The following is a 19,487-nucleotide window of genomic DNA, read 5'->3' as shown; positions in this document are numbered from 1 at the left end:
ATGCGCCCACCTGCCTCACTGCAGCAACCCAGGAGTTTCAGCAATGAACGACCGCATCACGACTCTCGACACCACCCCAGGCGAAGGCGCATTCGGCCAGACATTGCCGCAGGCCGATCGCCAGCGCGTCCTGCGCAACACCTACTGGCTGCTCGCGCTCAGCATGATCCCGACCGTGCTCGGCGCATGGGTGGGCGTCGCAACGGGCATCACCGCGGCGCTGACGGGCGGGCTTGGCCTCGTCGTCTTCTTGGTCGGTGCCTTCGGCTTCATGTTCGCTATCGAAAAGACGAAGAATTCCGCGGCCGGCGTGCCGGTGCTGCTGGCCTTCACCTTCTTTATGGGTCTGATGCTCGCGCGCATGATTTCCATGGTGCTGGGCTTCAAGAACGGCTCCGAACTCATCATGACGGCGTTCGGCGGCACCGCCGGCGTCTTCTTCGTGATGGCGACGCTCGCGACGGTCATCAAGCGCGACCTGTCGGGCATGGGCAAGTTCCTGTTTGTCGGTGTGTTGGTGCTGTTCGTGGGCAGCATCGTGAACATCTTTGTCGGCTCCAGCACCGGCATGCTTGTGATCTCGGTGGCCGCCATCGGCATCTTCTCTGCCTACATGCTGTACGACCTGAAGCAGATCATCGACGGTGGCGAGACCAACTACATCAGCGCCACGCTCGCGCTCTATCTCGACCTGTTCAATGTGTTCCAGAGCCTGCTGGCGTTGCTCGGCATCTTCGGCGGCGAGCGCGACTGATCCGCTCCCGTCTGTCGAAACGAAAGGGGCCCCGTGGGGCCCTTTTTCATTGCAGCTCGAATACGGCGATCGATTCCACGTGCGCGGTGTGCGGGAACATGTTGACCACCCCGGTGTGGCTGCAGCGATAGCCGCCTTGGTTCACCAGAACACCCGCATCGCGCGCCAGCGTCGACGGGTTGCAGCTCACGTAGACGATGCGCTTCGGTGGCGTCCAGCCGTCGGTGCGAAGTTCCGGCTGCTCGTGCAGTTCCGCGATCGCTTTCGCCAGCGCGAACGCGCCTTCGCGCGGCGGATCGACCAGCCACTTGTCGGCCGCACCGTCGGCGACCAGCATGGCCGGCGTCATCTCGAACAGATCGCGTGCCACGAACCGCGTGGCACTGAGCGCCCGGCGCGAAGGCGTGGCAGCTTCATTTCGCTTGAAATTGTCGGTCGCGCGCGCCACCAGGACGTCGCTGCCTTCGATGCCGAGCACTTCGCGCGCGCGGCTCGCGAGCGGGAGCGTGAAGTTGCCAAGGCCACAGAACCAGTCGATCACCCGCTCGTCGGGCTGCACGTCGAGCAAACGCAGCGCCCGGCTCACGAGCGAGCGGTTGATGTGCGGGTTGACCTGCGTGAAGTCGGTCGGCCTGAACGGCATCGTGATGCCATAGGCCGGCAGCTCGTACGCGAGCGGCGTCCCGCCCTCCTCCAGCAACTTGACCGTTTCGGGCCCCTTGGCCTGGAGCCACCACTGCACGCCGGGGTGCTGCCCGGCAAACGCCTTGAGGCGTGCGATGTCGGCACCCGACAGCGGCGCGAGGTGACGCAGCACCAGCGCGATCACGCCCAGCCCGGTGGTGCCGGGGGCGTCGCCGCATGCCAGCTCGATCTGGGGCAGCGTCTCGCGCGCGTCCATCGAGCCGATCAGCGCGCGCAGCGGCATCAGCATGGCGCTCACCTGCTTGGGCAGCACAGGGCACACCTGCATGTCGGCGAGGTATCGGCTCTTTCGCTCGTGAAAACCGATGAGTACCGTGCCCTTCTTGACCACGTGCCGCACCGAAAGTCGCGCGCGGTAGCGGTAATGCCACGATGGCCCCTCGAGCGGGCGAAGCATGTTCTCGGGCTTGACTTTGCCCAGGTGCCACAGGTTGTCTTCCAGTGCGCGTTGCTTCACGGCGACCTGCGCAGCGGCATCGAGGTGCTGCATCTTGCAACCGCCGCACGCACCGGTGTGCAGGCCGAAATGCGGGCAGCCGGGCGTCACGCGTTGTGCGGACTCGCGGCGGATGGCCGTCACCACGCCCTGCTCCCAGTTGTTCTTGCGGCGGTGCACGTTGAACTGCACCTCTTCGAATGGCAAGGCACCTTCGATGAAGGTGACCATGCCGGCCGCGTTGTGTGCGACGCCCTGGGCTTCGAGGTCGAGCGATTCGACGTTCAGCCACTCGGGCTCGGGATAGGTCTTCGTTGGTTTGCTGTCGTCAGTGGGTTCCGTCATGCCACGATTGTCTCAGCGTGGCAGAACGCGTTCCGCTAGCGCGCCGGCAGGTAGCGCGCCGGATCGACCGGCTTGCCCTGGCGACGGATTTCGAAGTGCAGCTTGACGCGGTCGGCATCGCTGCTGCCCATCTCGGCAATCTTCTGGCCCTTTTGCACCGACTGGTCTTCCTTCACCAGCAGCGTCTGGTTGTGCGCATAGGCGGTGAGGTAGGTGTTGTTGTGTTTCAGGATGATCAGGTTGCCATAGCCACGCAGCCCGGCCCCGGCGTACACGACACGGCCATCGGCTGCCGCCATCACCGGATCGCCGACCTTGCCACCGATGTCGAGGCCCTTGTTCTTGGCCTCGTCGAAGCCGGCGATCAGCGGGCCGCGCACGGGCCAGATCCAGCCCACGTCTTCGTCGCCCGACGCAGCGGCTGCAGGTGCGACAGACGAAGTCGTAACGGGCGGCTTGACCGCGGCACTCGCGGCGCCAGACGGTGCGGTGATTGCACCGGCGGCAGGGGCAATGGACGACTGCGCGACCGGCGCAGTGACCACGCCGTTCGCCGCAGGCGCCGCTGCAACCGTGCTGCCTGGTGCGGTGGCACCGGGCGGAATCACGCGCAGTACCTGACCCACTTCGATCAGGTCGGGGTTGTCGAGGTTGTTCCAGCGGGCGATGTCCTGCCAGCGTTGGCCGCTCTCGGTGCCGATGCGGCGGATGGTGTCACCCGGGCGCACGGCGTAGTAACCGGGCTTGCCGTAATTCTCGATGCCGGCCAATGGCTTGCCATTGGCATCGACGGTGATCAGCGGCCCCCCTGGCGTGGCGGGTAGCGCACCCGGCCCGCGACCCATGGTTCCGCGATCTTCGACCGGTGCCGGTCCGCGCGGTGCGGCGCAGCCCGCGATCACGAGCGTCAAGACCAGCGCCACGCCGGTGACCCAGCTCCGATTGCCAATTCCCTGCATGTGTTCTTCCTTCAAGCAATCCCGGATTTTAGAGGGACAAAGTGAACCGCTTCCAGAATGCGGCGCTCGAGTCCCCGTGCGGTTTTGTCGATGACGACGAGGGCCTGCCCTCCGCCGACGGAATGGGTGGGCGCCACGATGCGGCCACCCACGGCAAGCTGGTCGATCCAGGCCTCCGGAATCGCCTCGCCGCCCGCTGCCGCGATGATGCCGGCGTAAGGCGCGCCCTTCGGATAGCCGAGCATGCCGTCTCCCAGGATCAGGTGCACGGTCGCCAGACGGAAATGGCGCAAATTAACGCGTGCCTTCTCATGCAGTCCGCGCAGCCGTTCGATGCTGTAGACCTCGCTCGCGACATGGCTCAACACGGCGGCCTGGTAGCCGCAGCCGGTACCGATCTCCAGCACACGGCCCAGTTTGCCGTCGGGCTTGCCGACCAGCGCGGGCGCTGCCAGCAGGAGTTCGAGCATGCGGGCGACCACGTTGGGCTTCGAGATGGTCTGGCCAAGGCCGATCGGCAGGCTGGTGTCCTCGTAGGCCTGATTGACCAGCGCACTGTCGACAAAACGATGCCGCTCGACCGTTCCCATCGCACGCAGCACGCGACCATCGCCAATGCCCTGCACCGCGAGCTTTTGCACCATGCGGGCGCGGATCGCATCGGATGCCATCGAGGGCGTCGCAATCACGCTCGGGCGAAGCGGCGCTGCCGGAAGCCGGCCGCGCGTGGCAGCGGAGGCCGTGGGCGTCAGCCGGACCGGGAAGCCGGGCCGCGGCGGCGTCGCCATCGGTTCAGGCGTCCGCTGCGCTGAGACGCGCCACGGCGTCGCGCCAGTCGCCGAGACTGGCGTGATCGGTCAGGTCGATCTGCAGGGGCGTCAGCGCCACATGCCCGGCCGCAGTCGCGTGGAAGTCGGTGCCTTCGCCGCTGTCCTTCGCGCCGCCGGCGCCGGCGATCCAGTACATCGTTTCTCCGCGCGGGCTCTCCTGCGTGATCACTTTCTCCGCCGCATGGCGACGGCCGAGGCGACACACCTTCAACGGCTTGAGTTGATCGAGCGGCTTGTTCGGGATGTTCACGTTGAGCAGGAACGCAGGGCCGTCGAGCATGCGTTCACGCTCGATGCGCTGCACCAGCAAGCGCGCGATCTGCGCGGCCGCGTCCACATGCGCCCAGCCCTTTTCGATCTGCGAAAAAGCGATGGCAGGGATGCCGAAGAGATAGGCCTCCATTGCCGCCCCGACAGTCCCCGAATAGATGGTGTCGTCGCCCATGTTGGCGCCGTTGTTGATACCGGAAACCACGAGGTCGGGCTTGTAGTCGAGCAACCCCTTGAGCGCGATGTGCACGCAGTCGGCCGGTGTGCCCGTCACAAAGCGAAAACCGTTGTGGGCCTCGCGCACATAGAGCGGTGCCGCGAGCGTCAGCGCGTTCGACTTGGCGCTGTTGTTCTGTTCGGGTGCAATGACCTCCACATCGGCAATGTCTTGCAGCGCTGCATGCAGCGCGACGATGCCGGGGGCCTGGAAGCCGTCGTCGTTGGAAATGAGGATTTTCATGGCGTCTGGAAATGCGCGCGATTGTAGGTGGCGGGTCGGTCACGGCAGGGACAAGCGGCCCTGCGGCGCCCGCCTATCATCACGCGCAATCATTGCCCCAGCCACCTCCAGGAGACCCCCACATGCACGCATGGCTTTGCGAAAACCCGACCGGCGTCGACGCCCTCACGTGGAAAGAAATGCCGACACCCAAGCCGGCCGCGGGCGAGGTACTGATCGAAATCAGGGCCGCGAGCCTGAATTTCCCGGACTTGTTGATTGTCCAGAACAAATACCAGATCAAGCCGCCACTGCCTTTCGTGCCGGGTTCCGAATACGCAGGTGTCGTACAGGCGCTTGGCGACGGCGTGACGCACCTGAAGGTCGGCCAGAACGTGGCGTGCCTGTCGGGCACGGGTGGCTTCGGCACGCACACGCTGGCGCAGGCCGCGCTGTGCATGCCGCTGCCCGATGGCTTCAACTACGTCGATGCCGCGGCATTCATCATGATTTACGCGACCTCGTGGCACGCCCTCATGGACCGTGCGCAATTGCAGGCCGGCGAGACGGTGCTGGTGCTGGGCGCCGCGGGCGGCGTGGGCACCTCCGCAATTCAGATCGCCAAGGCGGCCGGTGCCCGCGTCATTGCAGCGGCCTCGACAGATGAAAAGTGCGCGCTGTGCAAATCGATCGGCGCAGACGTCACCATCAACTACACCACGAACGCATTGCCCAATGGCTTTCGCGATGCAGTGAAAGCAGCGACCGACGGCAAAGGCCCGGACATCATTTACGACCCGGTCGGCGGCGACTTCGCAGAACCAGCGTTCCGCTCGATTGGATGGCGCGGTCGCTATCTGGTGGTCGGCTTTGCGTCTGGCCCGATTCCTTCATTGCCGCTGAATCTGACCCTGCTGAAAGGCGCTTCATTGGTCGGTGTGTTTTGGGGCGACTTTGCGCGGCGCGAACCCAAAGCCAATGCGCAGATGATGGCCGAATTGGCGAAGTGGTACGGCGAGGGCAAGATCAAGCCGGTCATCGACAGCACGATGCCAATGGCAGAGCTGAAAGCGGCCTACGCCCACATGGGATCGCGCGGCGTCAAGGGCAAGCTGGTGATGGTGAACTGATTCGCGGCAATGCCGCCCAAAAAGCCGACCCAATAAAAAAGCCCGCGACTGCGGGCTTTTTTGTTGGGTCAGGACGCTCTACCTGATCTCGAAATCAGACAGCGGTTTGCCAGCCGCCAACGCTTCTGTCACCCAGCGCGGCTTGCGACCCCGGCCACCAGACCAGGTTTCGCCAGCCGGGCCGCGATAACGCGCCGCTGCTTTTGCCGCCGCGGGTGCGCCGCTGCGCTTTGCGGGGCCCCGACCGCCGCTCAGCTTCAGGTCGGCCGCTGAAATTCCGTATTCGGCAATCTTCTTGCGCAACTCTTCGACAACGCCGGCGCGCTCCTGATTGCGCATGTCTTCGGCTTGTTTGCGCAATTGCGCAATCTGTTCGTCGTGTTTCTGGATCTGCGAATTGATATCGGCAAGGGTTGGCATCGGGGTTCCTGTGATGGGAAAGATGCAAAATTCTAATTCAGATTGCAATTTGAGCAATCGGCAGACAATAAAAAAACGCGCCGATCACGAAATCGGCGCGTTTTTCAAATACTGGGGTGGCTGATGGGACTCGAACCCACGACGACCAGAATCACAATCTGGGACTCTACCAGCTGAGCTACAGCCACCGTAGAGTGCGCAATTGTAGCGTCAAAACCTATCGATTCTCTGCCACTGTCGAATCGGAAGGCCTCGGCGCAAGGAACTTCACCTTGAACCGCTCTTTGAGCAGTTCGTAGTAAGCAGCAGCTTCCGCGCCGGCCACAGCCTGGGCCAGCTGTGCACTTTCCTGCTGAGCCTGTTCGGCCGTCGGCGCTGGCCGAGGCACATTCTTGATGACCTTGATCACGGCGTAGCCTTGCTGGCCCAGGTCAGCCCCGACCAGCGCCGGCAGCTTCGAAGTGTCCGCGCGGAGTGCGCCCTCGACCACTGGCGCCGGTTGCGACTGGGTGTCGAGTCTAGACACCGTCAGCGGGGCGCCGAAGACCGCGCCGGCAGCGCCGGCTTGCCATGCGGCCAGCTTCGCTGTGCCTTCGGCTTTGGCGAGCGCAGCAGCGCGCTCGGCCAGCAATTCGGTGCGCACCTTTTCCTTGACTTCAGCGAAAGGCAGCGTGCGTGCCGCCGCGTACTGGGTCACCCGACCCGACGCGAGCTGGCTCGGGCCGACTTCGACCGCTTCGGTGTTGTGCTTGCGCTCGAGCGAATCAGGCGCAAACAGCGCCGCCAGAAAATTCTTGCTCGCCAGCGCGCCGGTTGCACCGGCTGCGGGCGTGCGCGCGACGTTGGCTGCTGTCCGGATGGTCAGCTTGAACTTGTCGGCAGCAGCCTTCAGGCTGTCGGGTTGCTGGTACACGGCATCGGTGAAAGCTTCTGCGGCCTTCGCGAACTCGGCGGTCGCCTGCTGCGTGCGCAGGTCGGCTTCAATGCCCGTGCGTGCCTGCTCGAATGGCGGCACGTTGGAAGGCTTCAAGTCGGTCAGCTGAATGATGTGGTAACCGAACGGTGTTTCAACGACATCGCTGATCTGACCCTTCTTGAGCGCGAACATCGCATCTTCAAAAGGCTTGACCATCGCACCGCGGGTCACGAAATCCAGGTCGCCACCCTTTTCTGCCGAGCCCGGATCCTGCGAATTCCTGCGTGCCACATCGGCGAACGTCGCCGGTGCTTTTTTGACTTCCGCGAGCAATTGCTCTGCCTTCGCCTTTGCTTTTTCGCGATCGGCCGCTGGCGCACTGCTCGGCGCCGTGATGAGGATGTGGCTCGCGCGGCGCTCCTCCTTGCTGCCCAGACGCTCTTTGTTCTGTTCGTAATAGCTTTTCACATCGGCTTCGCTCAGCACGATGCTCTTCTTGACTGCATCGGCATCGAGCACGACGTACTCGATCGTCGCCTGTTCGGGCGCACGAAACTGCGCCGCGTGCTGGTCGTAATAGCTTTGCAGGTCGGCATCGGTCAACGTCACCTTCGACACGAAGTCCACGGCGTTAAAGCGTGCGACCTGAATCTCGCGCTTGTCGTAGAACGCGCGCAGTGCCGCGTCAGCCTGTGCGCGGGTGGCAAAGGCGGTGCCCGACACGCCAAGCAACACCTGTTGCGTCGCAAGTTCGGCACGGGTGGCCGCCATCTGCTGTTCAGGGGTGCGGCCGGTCATGCGAATGAACGCCTCACGATCAAACGTCGGAACACCCTTGGCGTCGGGGACGATGAAGGACTTGAGCCCGGGATCATTCGCAAAAATCTGCGAGAGGCGCTCCTCGGAAATGGTGAGATTGCTTTTGCTCGCAGCCGCTGCCAGCACGCGATCTCGCACCATGCGCTCGAGCGTTGCATAGCGGGCGACATCCGAATCGAGCAACGACGCATCGATGGCCGGGTTCTGCTGACGAATGCGATCGACTTCGACGCGATGCTGCTGATCCCACTCGGGCCTCGTGATGGGGGTGCCGTCGATGGTCGCGACCTTTTCGTCGGCACCGTTGCTTTTGTAACCCTCTACGCCAAACAACACGAACGACGGAATGATCAGCAAGAACAAGACACCCATCACGATCTTGTTGTACTTGCGGAAAAAATCAAACATTGAACACTCTCTGTGAATGCGCCGAAGCACGATGGCTCCAACAACAAAAAAGGCGAACAACCTGTTCGCCTTTGCATCGGGTGGTGGGTGCTGAGGGGCTCGAACCCCCGACCTACGCCTTGTAAGGGCGCCGCTCTACCAGCTGAGCTAAGCACCCCACCGGAAACTGTGTCTCAGTTCAATGCGTCTTTCAACGCCTTGCCTGGACGGAACTTGGGAATCTTGGCTGCCTTGATTTTAATCGCGTCGCCGGTGCGGGGGTTCCGGCCAGTGCGGGCAGCACGCTTGCCGACGGCGAAGGTACCGAAACCGACGAGAGAAACAGAGCCGCCTTTTTTGAGCGTGGTGCGAATGGCGCCGATGGTGGATTCGAGTGCGCGAGTGGCGGCAGCTTTGGAAATATCGGCGTTCTTCGCGATGTGCTCAATCAATTCGGTCTTGTTCACAAGGGCCCCTTGTCGGTAAAAAAGTTGGTCGGGTCTCGCCAGGAGCCAAAGCTGTTCCCTTGATGGCACTGTGCCGTTCGTCGAGGGCAAAGGATGGCAGTCCTGGCGAATCGGCAGCGCACTGCCGAGAGGGATTACAACCACTGACCTACGGGGTGTCAATACGACACGTGGCCGCGCGGCACAGCGGGGGACGCGATTTTAGGGGCGTTTCGTGAAGTCTTTTTTCAAAGCGCGTCGGCGATCGCGCGTCCGAGATCGGATGTGGTTGCAGAGCCGCCGATATCGGGTGTCCGCGGACCACCACTGCCGGGCGCGAGCACCTTCTCGATGGCCGCCAGGATCGCGTCGTGCGCCGCCTTGTGGCCCAGAAATTCCAGCATCATCGCGCCGCACCAGATCTGCCCGATCGGGTTGGCGATGCCTTTGCCGGCGATGTCCGGCGCCGAGCCGTGCACCGGCTCGAACAGCGAGGGCGTCGTGCGCTCGGGGTTCAGGTTCGCGCTCGGCGCGATGCCGATGGTGCCGGTACAGGCCGGGCCGAGATCCGACAGGATGTCGCCGAACAGATTGCTGGCCACCACCACGTCGAAAAAATCGGGCCGCTGCACGAAGTGCGCGGTCAGGATATCGATGTGGAACTTGTCGAGCGTGATGCCCGGGTAGTTCTTGGCCATCGCCACGACGCGCTCGTCCCAGTAAGGCATGGTGATCGAGATGCCGTTCGACTTGGTGGCGCTGGTCAGGTGCTTTTTGGGCCGCGACTGCGCGAGCTCGAAGGCGAACTTCAGCACGCGGTCTACACCGATGCGCGACATCACCGTTTCCTGCACCACGATCTCGCGCGCCGTGCCTTCGTACATGCGGCCGCCGATGCTCGAGTACTCGCCTTCGGTGTTCTCGCGCACGATGTACATGTCGATCTCGCCGGGCTCGCGTGGCGTACCGTCGCGTCGCACCACCGGCGCGATGATGCCGGGCATGAGGCGCGCCGGCCGCAGGTTGATGTACTGGTCGAACTCGCGACGGAACAGCAACAACGAGCCCCACAGCGAGACGTGGTCTGCAATTTTTTCTGGCCAGCCCACCGCGCCGAAATAGATCGCGTCGTGTCCGCCGATCTGCTCTTTCCAGTCGTCGGGCAGCATCTTCCCGTGCTTCTCGCAGTAGTCCCAGCTCGAGAAGTCGAAGTGGTCGAACTTCAGGTCGATGCCGAACTTCCGGCTCGCTGCTTCCAGCACGCGAAGCCCTTCGGGCATGGTCTCCTTGCCGATGCCGTCGCCGGCGATGACTGCGATTCTCTGGGTGCTCATGGTTGTCGTCCTGGGTCGAGAGGTGAAAAGAAAGCGAGCGCTTCGTCGACGAGTTCGTTCGGCGCTTCTTCGGGAAGGTAGTGGCCGCACGGCACAGCGCGCCCTGCCACATCGAATGCACGGTCGCGCCACAGCGCGAGCACATCGAAGCAACGCCCGACCGCACCGTGCTCGCCCCACAACACGCGCAGCGGCATGGCGAGCCGGCGCCCCGCGGCGATGTCGCTGCGGTCATGTTCAAGATCCACCGTAGCCGATGCGCGATAGTCCTCGCAGATCGACTCGGCCGTGCCGGCAATGGCGGCACAGCGCTCGTATTCGGCCAGCACGTCGGGCGCGAAAGGCGCGAGTCCCGCATGCCGCCCGCCCATCACGCTGCGCACGTAGCGCGATGGATCGGAAGCGATCAACGCCTCCGGCAATGGCGGCGGCTGGATCAGAAAGAACCAGTGCCAGTAGGCACGCGCAAATGCGTCGGAGGTGTTCTCGTACATCGCGAACGTCGGCGCGATGTCGAGCAACAGCATGCGCTGCACCGCGTCGGGGTGGTCCGCCGCGAGCCGGTGCGCGACACGCGCGCCGCGGTCGTGCGCCAACACCCCGAAGCGCGCGAAGCCGTGGTGCTGCATCGCGAACAGCGCGTCGTTCGCCATCTCGCGCTTGCTGTAGACCGCGTGGGCGGGATCTGGCGGCGGCCGACCCGAGTCACCGTAGCCACGCAGGTCGATCATGACCAGCGTGAAGTGCGCCGCCAGCCGGGGCGCGACGCGATGCCAGATCGCATGCGTTTGCGGATGACCGTGCAACAGCAGCAACGGCGTGCCATGGCCGCCGATGCGGCCATGGATGCGCACGCCGTTGCGCAGGAGATCGAAGGGAGCGAATGAGTCGAGCACGCAAGGATTGTGCGTTGCGCCGCCACGATCTTCAAGCAACAATCAGCCAATTCATACTTTCCAAAATAGAATGAATCAAAACGCCGTTCAACGTGCCGACCTGGCGCTGGTCGTGAGCATCCGCGAAGAAGGAAGCCTGGCCGGTGCCGCCTCGGCGCTGGGCGTCGTGCCATCGGTGGTGACCAAGCGACTGGTCGCACTCGAAACGCGCCTCGGGCAGCGGCTTTTCGACCGGACCACGCGGCGGCTGAGCGCGACCGCGGAAGGCGAAGCCGTGTGCCTGCATGCCAAGGGCCTTCTCGATGGGTTCGCCGCACTCGAAGGCGAACTGGGCGACCGGCAGAACGAGCTCACCGGCAGCCTGCGCCTGGCCGCCACGTTCGGCTTCGGCCGACGCTGGCTGGGGCCGGCGCTGGCCGCCTTCCAGGCCCGGCACCCTGCCCTGCGCGTCGAGCTGCAGCTGAGCGAACAGTTGCCCGACCTGGGCGCCCAAGGGTACGACGGCGCCATCTGGCTCTGGGCGGTGCAGGAGCGGCGCGCTGCCGATTGGGTCACGCGGCGCGTGGCGCGCAACCAGCGCGTGCTGGCCGCCGCGCCGGACTACCTTGCGCGCCGCGGCACGCCCGCCACGCTCGACGCGCTCGCCTTGCACGACTGCCTCATCGCCCGCGAAAACACCGACGCCGAGCAACGTCGCGCGGCCGTGTGGACGCTGCGCCATGCGCGCGACGGCAGCACCGCGCGCGTTCAGGTTCGGGGCCTGCTGTCGAGCAACTCGGGCGAGATGGTGCGCGACTGGTGCCTCGCGGGCCGCGGCGTGATGTTGCGCAGCCTCTGGGACATCGCACCCCAACTGGCGTCGGGCCAGCTTGTGCGCGTGCTGCCTCACTATGCGATGCCCGACGCCGACATCCACTGGGTCGAGCCGTGGCGTCCGAAAACACCTCGGCGGATTCGGTTGCTGGTCGATTTTCTGGCGGAGAGTTTTCGCGCTGAACCGTGGAAGCCCGGCGGCACGAAGGCGCGCTGACGCTCAGCTGTCGCCGCGCACCACCAGGCTCACACCGACGGCCGTGAGCGCGATGCCTGCCACGGTGACCAGCGTGATCGGCTCCGAGAACAGCACCCAGGCCATCACCGCGGTGCAGGGCGGCACCAGGTACAAGAGGCTGGTCACGGCGGTCGCGGTGCCGCGCTGGATCAGGATGTAGAGCAGCGAGCTGCCGCCCAGAGACAGCGCCAGCACCGACCACGCCATGGCGCCGCCGGAGTGCAGGTTCCAGACGATGGGCTCGGCCTCCATCGCTGCGAAAGGCAGCGTGACGAGCAGCGCCGCCGCGAGCTGCACCGCGCTGGCGCTGCGCACATCGCAAGGCGCCACGTGGCGCTTTTGATAGAGCGTGCCGGCCGTGATCGAGAGCAGCGCCAGCACCGCGAGCCCCATCGTCAGCGCGCTGACCTCACCGCCTTGCCCGAACTTGCGCGAGACCACCAGCACCAGCCCGGCGAAGCCGAGCAGCAGGCCGGCCCACTGGCGCCGTGTGATCGCCCCGCCTCGCATCGACAGCCAGACAGCGGTCAACACCGGCTGGATGCCGACCATCAGCGCCACCAGGCCAGAGCCCATGCCGAACTTGACCGCGGCCCACACGCCGCCGAGGTAGCCCGCCTGCATCAGGATGCCTGTCACGGCGAGATGACCCCATTGCGTGCGCGTCGCCGGCCACGCCACGTGCGCGGCCATGACCCACGCAGCGAAGCAGGCGAGCGACAGCGCATAGCGGACGGCAAGAAATTTGAGCGGGGGCGCGTACGGCATGCCGTAGCGCGCCACGATGAAGCCGGTGCTCCAGATCAGCACGAAGACCACCGGCATCGCACGCAACCAGCCCGCGCTGCGGGCGGCGGCCGTCATTGGGTGCGGGCCCGAATCTCCGGAATGGCTTTTTGCAGGTAATAGACCATCGACCAGACAGTGAGCACGGCCGAGATCCAGATCAGCCAGAGGCCCCAGACGTGGGTGTCGATGACGCCGAAGAGACGGCCGTCGTACAGCAGGAACGGAATCGCCACCATCTGCACCGTCGTCTTGACCTTGCCGATCATGTGAACCGCAACGCTCTTGCCGGCGCCGATCTGCGCCATCCACTCGCGCAATGCGGAGATCGCGATCTCGCGCCCGATGATGATCAGCGCCACGAACACATCGGCTCGCTGCAGGTGCACCAGCACCAGCAACGACGCGCACACCAGGAACTTGTCGGCCACCGGATCGAGAAAGGCGCCGAAGGACGATGTCTGGTTGAGCTTGCGCGCCAGGTAGCCATCGAGCCAGTCGGTCGCCGCGAACACGATGAACATCACCGTGGCGATGAGATTGCGCATCGGCTCGGCGATGGGCAGGTAGAACACGCCGACGATCAAAGGGATCGCGACGATGCGCGTCCAGGTCATGATGGTCGGCAGAGTCCAGAACATATGCGGTCGATTGTGCCGTGGTTCAGTGAAGGGCTTTGTAGATCTCTTCGGCAAGGTCCGACGCGATGCCATCGACCGACGCAATGTCTTCCACACTCGCGGCCGCCACGCCGCGGATGCCGCCGAACCGCTGCAGCAAGCGCGCGCGCCGCTTGGGCCCGATGCCCGGGATGTCTTCGAGCTGGCTGCCGCCCACGCGAACCTTGGCGCGCTTGGCCCGCATGCCGGTGATGGCGAACCGGTGCGCCTCGTCGCGAATTTGCGCGACCAGCATCAGCGCAGCCGAATCGCGGCCGAGGTAGACCTTCTCGCGTCCGTCGGCAAACACCAATTCTTCAAGCCCGACCTTGCGACCTTCGCCCTTCTCGACGCCGACGATCAGCGACAGCGGCAAACCCAGCCCGCTGAACACTTCGCGCGCCATCGACACCTGGCCCTTTCCACCATCGACCAGCACGAGGTCTGGCATGCGCGCGGCCTTCGTGCCTGCCGGTGCGTCGCTGCCGGCGCCATCGCCGGGCGTCGGCGCGTCGACCTCGGCAGCCATCGCCTCGGCCAGCTTGGCGTAGCGGCGTTGCAGCACCTGCCGCATGGCGGCGTAATCGTCGCCCGGCGTGATGCCTTCGATGTTGTAGCGGCGGTACTCGCGGTTCTGCATGGTGTGGTGCTCGAACACCACGCACGACGCCTGGGTCGCCTCGCCCGCAGTGTGCGAGATGTCGAAGCACTCCACGCGGAAATTGTCGAGATCGTCGGGCGCGAGTTCGAGCGCGTCCGTCAGCGCCCTCGTGCGCGCCTGCTGCGAGCCCTCTTCGGCCAGCAGCCGCGCAAGTTGCAGGCCCGCGTTGGTCTGCGCCATTTCCAGCCAGTGGCGTCGCTGTTCGCGCGGCTGGAACACCGCGGTGATGCGCGTGCCCGATTGCAGCGACACCGCCTCGATCAGCTCGCGGCTCACCAATTCGCTCAGCACCAGGGTGGCCGGGACCGGCACGTCGATGTAGTGCTGCGCGATGAACGCTTCGAGCACCTGGACCTCGACCGGGTCGAGTGCCGTCGGCGCCGCGCCTTCTTCGGTGTCCAGCCCGTCGTGGTGCATCAGCGTCGCGTCTTCCACGTGCACCGGGAAGTACGGACGGTCACCCAGGTGCCGGCCGCCACGCACCATCGCGAGGTTCACGCAAGCCTTCCCGCCTTGCACCTTGACGGCCAGGATGTCGACGTCCTTGTCCGACGCGATCTCGATGGACTGCTGGTGCAACACGCGCGACAGCGCCGACATCTGGTTGCGCAGTTCGGCCGCCTGCTCGAACTCGAGCCGCTCGGCGTGCGCCGTCATGCGGTCTTCGAGTGCGCGCAACACGATGTGCGTGTCGCCCTCGAGGAAGGCTTCGGCATTGGTCACATCCTGCGCATAGGCCTCGGGCGTGATGTGGCCGACGCACGGCCCGGTGCAGCGCTTGATCTGATACAGCAGGCACGGCCGCGTGCGGTTCGCATACACCGTGTCTTCGCACGTACGCAGCTTGAACACCTTCTGCAGCAGCAGGATCGATTCCTTCACCGCCCAGGCGCTCGGGTACGGGCCGAAGTAGCGGTGCTTGCGGTCGGTCGCGCCGCGGTAGTAGGCAAGGCGCGGGAACGCGTGCGAGGCGATCTTCAGATACGGATAGCTCTTGTCGTCGCGAAACAGGATGTTGTAGCGCGGCTTGAGCGACTTGATGAGGTTGTTCTCGAGCAGCAGCGCCTCGGCCTCGGAGCGCACCACGGTCGTCTCCATGCGCACGATCTTCGAGATCATGTGGCCGATGCGCGTGCCGCCATGGCTCTTCTGGAAATAGTTGGCGACCCGTTTCTTCAGGTTGCGCGCCTTGCCCACATAGAGCACCGCGCCGGCCGCATCGAAGTAGCGGTAGACGCCCGGAAGCTGCGGCAAGGCCGCGACTTCGCTGAGCAGTTGATCGGAATGCACGTCTGACATGGCGGCTATTGTGGCGCGACCCCGGGCGGCCTTGCGGGCGCTAGAGTCAGCGCATGCATTGGGACATCTTCTGCAAAGTCATCGACAACCACGGCGACCTCGGCGTTTGCTGGCGGCTCGCGTGCCAACTCGCGGCACAGGGGGTGCGCGTGCGCTTATGGGTCGACGACGCCACGGCGCTGCGGTGGATGGCGCCTCGGGGCCAGGAAGGCGTGGAGCTCGTCGACTGGAACGATCCGGTCGCCGTGCGCACGGCTGCAGCCGCGCCGCCACCCGAGGTGCTGCTCGAAGCGTTCGGTTGCGACCCGGCGCCCGAATTGCTGGCGCACTTTGCCGGGGCAGCGCGCGCCGACGGCCCGCAACGCGCATGGATCAACCTGGAATACCTGTCGGCCGAACCCTTGGTCGAGCGCCTGCACGGACTGCCGTCGTCGGTGTTCCACGGCCCCGGCACGGGGCTCACCAAGCATTTTTTCTACCCCGGATTCAACGACGCGACCGGCGGCCTGTTGCGAGAGCCCGACCTGCCAGATCGGCAGGCCGCGTTCGACCGAGCTGCCTGGCTTGCCGCACTCGGCATCGACTGGCAAGGCGAGCGGCTGGTCTCGCTCTTTTGCTATGAACCACGGGCGCTCGCCCGCCTGCTGGCGGACCTGGCCGCGAGCGCACAACCCACCCGGCTGCTGGTCACCGCTGGCCGTGCCACGCATGCGGTGCAGGCGGCGCTGGCCCACCACGAGAGGGGCGGCGCCGCGAAGGATGCATGCGATGCCCATTCGATTTCGTACTTGCCGCACCTGGCGCAGCCCGACTTCGATCATCTGCTCTGGGCCTGCGATTTGAACTTCGTGCGCGGCGAAGACTCGCTGGTGCGCGCGCTCTGGGCCGGCGCGCCGATGGTCTGGCAAATCTACCCGCAGGACGACGACGCCCACCACGCCAAGCTCGACGCCTTCCTGGATTGGCTCGACGCCCCGCATTCATTGCGCCGCTTTCACAAGATCTGGAATGGCGTAGCGCCCGGCACCTTGCCCGCACTGACCGCCGAAACCCTCGCCGAATGGCGCTCGACCGCACACGCGGCGCGCCAAAAGCTGCAGACACAGGACGATCTCGTGACACGGTTACGGCGCTTCATCGCCCAAAAAAGCTAAAATCGCGGGCTTTGCGGAATTCGGCAGGGGTTGGAAACCAGCCCTTTTCGCCCTCCGCTGAACCCGCCGCGGGAACCATGCAGCGCCAGGGCTTCGAGTTGATCGGAGCCTGACGATGCACCGAGCGGCCCAACATCCAGAGACCCTGATATGAAAATCGCTCAAGAAATCCGCGCCGGCAACGTCATCATGCACGGCAAGGACCCGATGGTCGTGCTCAAGACCGAATACAGCCGCGGCGGCCGCAATTCCGCCACCGTGCGCATGAAGCTCAAGAGCCTCGTCGCCAACTTCAACACCGAACAGGTGTTCAAGGCCGACGACAAGATCGACCAGATCGTGCTCGAAAAGAAAGAGTGCACCTACTCGTACTTCGCCGACCCGCTGTACGTCTGCATGGACACCGAGTTCAACCAGTACGAAGTCGAAGCCGAGAACATGGGCGACGCGCTCAACTACCTCGAAGACGGCATGACGCTCGAAGTCGTGTTCTATGACGAGAAGGCCATCTCGGTCGAACTGCCGACCAGCGTCGAGCGCGAGATCACCTGGACCGAGCCGGCCGTCAAGGGCGACACGTCGGGCAAGGTGCTCAAGCCGGCCAAGATTTCCACCGGCTTCGAAGTGCCCGTGCCCCTCTTCGTCGCGCAAGGCGACAAGATCGAAATCGACACCCGCACCGGCGAATACCGCAAGCGCGTCTGAGCGCCCTGCCGCTCTGTTGAAAGGCTCCTTCGGGAGCCTTTCCTTATGGCGGCACGCGTCGGCTACACCCACAATCGAGAAACCATGACCGACAAGACACACGACCTGCACGACAAGCGCCTGGCCGACGCCTGGGCCACGCTGCAATCCCATGCCGACGAAGGCCTCCCGCTCAACCCGGATCCTTCGCGCGTCGCCTTCGCCGACCCCGAGTTCCTGCTGCGCCGCGAGACGCGCGGCATCCGCATGCAGCTCGAGCTGATGAAGCCCGACCTCGAAATGCGGGCCCACGGCATCGAGAACACGGTGGTCGTTTTCGGCAGCGCACGCTTTCGCAGCGAAGAAGAATCCGGCGCCCTGCTGGCCCAGGCCGAAGCCGCCGGCGATGGCGCCGCCACCGAACGCCTGCGCCGCCTCGCACGCGGCTCGCACTACTACGAACAGGCGCGCGCCTTCGGCAAGCTGGTCGCCCAATACAGCAACGACAAGGACCCGGAAGACCAGCTCTTCATCTGCACCGGCGGCGGCCCCGGCATCATGCAGGCGGCCAATCGCGGCTCCTATGAAGGCGGCGGCCTCAACGTCGGTCTCGCCATCGCGCTGCCGATGGAAGAAGAAGCCAACCCGTACGTCACGCCGGCGCTGAGCTTCAAGTTCCATTACTTCGCGATCCGAAAGATGCATTTCATGATGCGCGCGAAGGCGCTGGTCGCGTTTCCGGGCGGCTTCGGCACGCTGGACGAGCTGTTCGAGATCATCACGCTGGTGCAGACCAAAAAATCGAAGCCGGTGCCGATCGTGCTCTTCGGTTCCGACTACTGGAAGCAGCTGATCAACTTCGACTTCCTGATCGACCAAGGAGTGATCTCGCCGACCGATGTGAACCTGTTCGAGTATGTCGACGCGCCAGCGGACGCATGGGACGCCATCAAGCGCTTCTACAAGCTGTGATGATGCGACGGTGGGGGCACTTTCAAGCCCCACACCGACCGCGTGCCGGCCGCTACCACGCCGCCCACCACCCAGAAAACGCCCGCCACCCCGATGAGCGCGCCCGCGGCACCGAACAGCATCGGCATCGCCACGCTCGAGGCGTTGAGCGTCATCAGCCGCAGGCCGAGCGCTTCGCCGTGCCGCGCATGCGGCGTGATCTGGTGCAGCATGCTCATCACCATCGGCTGCACGGCGCCGAGCGCGAGTCCGAGCATTACCGAACAGGCGCCCATGCCGAGCGCTGTCGTCATCAACGGATAGACCGCGAACACAGCCGCCGTGACCACGTTGGCCGCTGTGATCACGCTGCGCTCGCTCACGCGTGAGGCGATCACCGGCAGCACGATGCGCACCAGCGCCGCCGCGATCGCGAAGACGCCGAGGACCGAACCGATCACCGAGGCGCTGAGTCCGCGCTCGTGGCCCAGCAGGGGCAGCACGAAAGTGTGGACATCCCACGAAGCAGACTGCAGCCAATTCACGAAGATCAGCCGCCGGAACATCGGGTCGCGCAGCAGATCCCAGGCACGCGGCTTGACGCCATGCACCGGCGAAGGCGGCATCGGCAACTCGCGCGCGCTGCGCGCCAGCCACCAGCACAGCAGAGGCAGCACCATCAGCAGGACGAATGCCGCGCGGTAGCCGCCTGCATCGCCCGGCACGCGGCCGGCGTGATCGATCAAAAGGCCGGACGCGAACGGCCCGACGAAGTTGGCCGCCGCGGGCGCGATCGCCAGCCAGCTGAATACCTTCTTGAGCTGCGTCGGGTTCTGCGCCGCGCGGCCGACGTGCCGCTGCAGCGCGATCACCGCGATGCCGGTCGCGCCACCCGTCAGCAAAGCGCCGATGCACAGCACGGCGAACACCGGAAACGCTGCGCAAAGCGCGGCACCCGTGGTGGCCGCGACCACGGCGATGAGCAGAGGTTTGCGCAAGCCGTGCCGGTCGGCGAAGCGCCCCGCCGGCAGCGCGAGAAACACCTGGGTGAGCGCGAACAGCGCCAGCAGCACGCCAACCGCTGCGGCGCTGTAACCCTGTTGCAAGGCCAGCAGCGGCGCCGCGAGTCGCGTGCCTGTCATCGCCGCATGCAGGC

General features: G+C 65.0%; 19 protein-coding genes and 2 tRNA genes. 6 read left to right on the top strand and 15 right to left on the bottom strand.

What is annotated here, in order from left to right; translation table 11 throughout:
- Nucleotides 1-43 precede the first annotated feature (43 nt).
- The gene (locus AX767_RS16865) at nt 44-754 is read left to right on the top strand and encodes a Bax inhibitor-1/YccA family protein (protein ID WP_068632377.1); all 711 of its coding nucleotides are present in this window, start codon (nt 44-46) and stop codon (nt 752-754) included.
- A gap of 46 nt (nt 755-800) precedes the next feature.
- On the opposite strand, the gene rlmD is transcribed toward AX767_RS16865, so the two are convergent.
- Genes rlmD through surE form a run of 4 tightly spaced genes read right to left on the bottom strand, consistent with a single transcriptional unit; the run spans nt 801 to nt 4,759 of the window.
- Complete coding sequence (gene rlmD, locus AX767_RS16860) at nt 801-2,240, bottom strand: 23S rRNA (uracil(1939)-C(5))-methyltransferase RlmD (protein WP_068632376.1); 1,440 nt, start codon at nt 2,238-2,240, stop codon at nt 801-803.
- A gap of 35 nt (nt 2,241-2,275) precedes the next feature.
- Nucleotides 2,276-3,199: a peptidoglycan DD-metalloendopeptidase family protein gene (locus AX767_RS16855; RefSeq protein ID WP_068633804.1), complete on the bottom strand. Its 924-nt coding sequence runs from the start codon at nt 3,197-3,199 to the stop codon at nt 2,276-2,278.
- A gap of 11 nt (nt 3,200-3,210) precedes the next feature.
- Nucleotides 3,211-3,987 carry a protein-L-isoaspartate(D-aspartate) O-methyltransferase gene (locus AX767_RS16850; RefSeq protein ID WP_068632375.1) on the bottom strand — a complete coding sequence of 259 codons (777 nt, stop codon included), beginning with the start codon at nt 3,985-3,987 and terminating at the stop codon, nt 3,211-3,213.
- 4 nt (nt 3,988-3,991) lie between these two features.
- Nucleotides 3,992-4,759, bottom strand: coding sequence for a 5'/3'-nucleotidase SurE (gene surE, locus AX767_RS16845; RefSeq protein WP_068632374.1), 768 nt, complete (start codon nt 4,757-4,759; stop codon nt 3,992-3,994).
- 122 nt (nt 4,760-4,881) lie between these two features.
- Between surE and AX767_RS16840 the strand changes: the two genes are divergently transcribed.
- Nucleotides 4,882-5,868, top strand: a complete 987-nt coding sequence (locus AX767_RS16840) for an NADPH:quinone oxidoreductase family protein (RefSeq protein WP_068632373.1) — start codon at nt 4,882-4,884, stop codon at nt 5,866-5,868.
- A gap of 78 nt (nt 5,869-5,946) precedes the next feature.
- Here the strand turns inward: AX767_RS16840 and AX767_RS16835 are convergent, their stop codons facing one another.
- From AX767_RS16835 to AX767_RS16805, 7 genes are all read right to left on the bottom strand, one after another.
- Complete coding sequence (locus AX767_RS16835; protein WP_068632372.1) at nt 5,947-6,288, bottom strand: H-NS histone family protein; 342 nt, start codon at nt 6,286-6,288, stop codon at nt 5,947-5,949.
- Nucleotides 6,289-6,400: 112 nt separating this feature from the next.
- Nucleotides 6,401-6,476, bottom strand: a tRNA-His gene (locus AX767_RS16830).
- Nucleotides 6,477-6,505: 29 nt separating this feature from the next.
- On the bottom strand, nt 6,506-8,431 hold the full coding sequence (locus AX767_RS16825; RefSeq protein ID WP_068632371.1) for a peptidylprolyl isomerase: 1,926 nt from the start codon (nt 8,429-8,431) through the stop codon (nt 6,506-6,508).
- A gap of 81 nt (nt 8,432-8,512) precedes the next feature.
- A tRNA-Val gene (locus tag AX767_RS16820) sits at nt 8,513-8,588 on the bottom strand.
- 16 nt (nt 8,589-8,604) lie between these two features.
- Nucleotides 8,605-8,877, bottom strand: a complete 273-nt coding sequence (locus AX767_RS16815; RefSeq protein ID WP_007830705.1) for an HU family DNA-binding protein — start codon at nt 8,875-8,877, stop codon at nt 8,605-8,607.
- Between the two features lie 227 nt (nt 8,878-9,104).
- On the bottom strand, nt 9,105-10,190 hold the full coding sequence (locus AX767_RS16810; protein WP_068632370.1) for a tartrate dehydrogenase: 1,086 nt from the start codon (nt 10,188-10,190) through the stop codon (nt 9,105-9,107).
- Nucleotides 10,187-11,086 (bottom strand): alpha/beta fold hydrolase, encoded by a 900-nt coding sequence (locus tag AX767_RS16805; RefSeq protein ID WP_068633802.1) that lies wholly within the window; start codon nt 11,084-11,086, stop codon nt 10,187-10,189. Before AX767_RS16805 ends, AX767_RS16810 begins: the two co-directional genes overlap by 4 nt.
- A 70-nt stretch (nt 11,087-11,156) precedes the next feature.
- Here AX767_RS16805 and AX767_RS16800 point away from each other — a divergent pair, with 70 nt between their 5' ends.
- A complete protein-coding gene (locus AX767_RS16800; RefSeq protein ID WP_068632369.1) occupies nt 11,157-12,116 on the top strand; it encodes a LysR substrate-binding domain-containing protein in 960 nt (319 codons plus the stop codon).
- A 3-nt stretch (nt 12,117-12,119) separates the two neighbouring features.
- On the opposite strand, the gene AX767_RS16795 is transcribed toward AX767_RS16800, so the two are convergent.
- Genes AX767_RS16795 through uvrC form a run of 3 tightly spaced genes read right to left on the bottom strand, consistent with a single transcriptional unit; the run spans nt 12,120 to nt 15,542 of the window.
- Nucleotides 12,120-13,001: a DMT family transporter gene (locus tag AX767_RS16795; protein WP_068632368.1), complete on the bottom strand. Its 882-nt coding sequence runs from the start codon at nt 12,999-13,001 to the stop codon at nt 12,120-12,122.
- On the bottom strand, nt 12,998-13,564 hold the full coding sequence (gene pgsA, locus AX767_RS16790) for a CDP-diacylglycerol--glycerol-3-phosphate 3-phosphatidyltransferase (protein ID WP_068632367.1): 567 nt from the start codon (nt 13,562-13,564) through the stop codon (nt 12,998-13,000). Before pgsA ends, AX767_RS16795 begins: the two co-directional genes overlap by 4 nt.
- A gap of 22 nt (nt 13,565-13,586) precedes the next feature.
- Entirely contained in the window at nt 13,587-15,542 is a 1,956-nt protein-coding gene (gene uvrC / locus AX767_RS16785; RefSeq protein ID WP_068632366.1) for an excinuclease ABC subunit UvrC, read from the bottom strand.
- Nucleotides 15,543-15,595: 53 nt separating this feature from the next.
- Here uvrC and earP point away from each other — a divergent pair, with 53 nt between their 5' ends.
- The 3 genes from earP to AX767_RS16770 all read left to right on the top strand — a co-directional run bounded on the left by earP (nt 15,596) and on the right by AX767_RS16770 (nt 18,352).
- Complete coding sequence (earP, locus tag AX767_RS16780) at nt 15,596-16,696, top strand: elongation factor P maturation arginine rhamnosyltransferase EarP (RefSeq protein WP_068632365.1); 1,101 nt, start codon at nt 15,596-15,598, stop codon at nt 16,694-16,696.
- Between the two features lie 150 nt (nt 16,697-16,846).
- Nucleotides 16,847-17,401: an elongation factor P gene (efp, locus tag AX767_RS16775; RefSeq protein ID WP_068632364.1), complete on the top strand. Its 555-nt coding sequence runs from the start codon at nt 16,847-16,849 to the stop codon at nt 17,399-17,401.
- An 84-nt stretch (nt 17,402-17,485) separates the two neighbouring features.
- Nucleotides 17,486-18,352 (top strand): TIGR00730 family Rossman fold protein, encoded by an 867-nt coding sequence (locus tag AX767_RS16770; RefSeq protein WP_068633799.1) that lies wholly within the window; start codon nt 17,486-17,488, stop codon nt 18,350-18,352.
- On the opposite strand, the gene AX767_RS16765 is transcribed toward AX767_RS16770, so the two are convergent.
- Nucleotides 18,340-19,473 (bottom strand): MFS transporter, encoded by a 1,134-nt coding sequence (locus AX767_RS16765; RefSeq protein WP_068633800.1) that lies wholly within the window; start codon nt 19,471-19,473, stop codon nt 18,340-18,342. The two genes, AX767_RS16770 and AX767_RS16765, sit on opposite strands and share 13 nt — an antisense overlap.
- Between the last annotated feature and the right edge of the window lie 14 nt (nt 19,474-19,487).

It is taken from the genome of Variovorax sp. PAMC 28711, from assembly GCF_001577265.1.
Lineage (GTDB): Bacteria > Pseudomonadota > Gammaproteobacteria > Burkholderiales > Burkholderiaceae_C > Variovorax.
The sequence above is the reverse complement of the archived record's forward strand: the minus strand, read 5'-3'. Positions and strand labels throughout refer to the sequence as shown.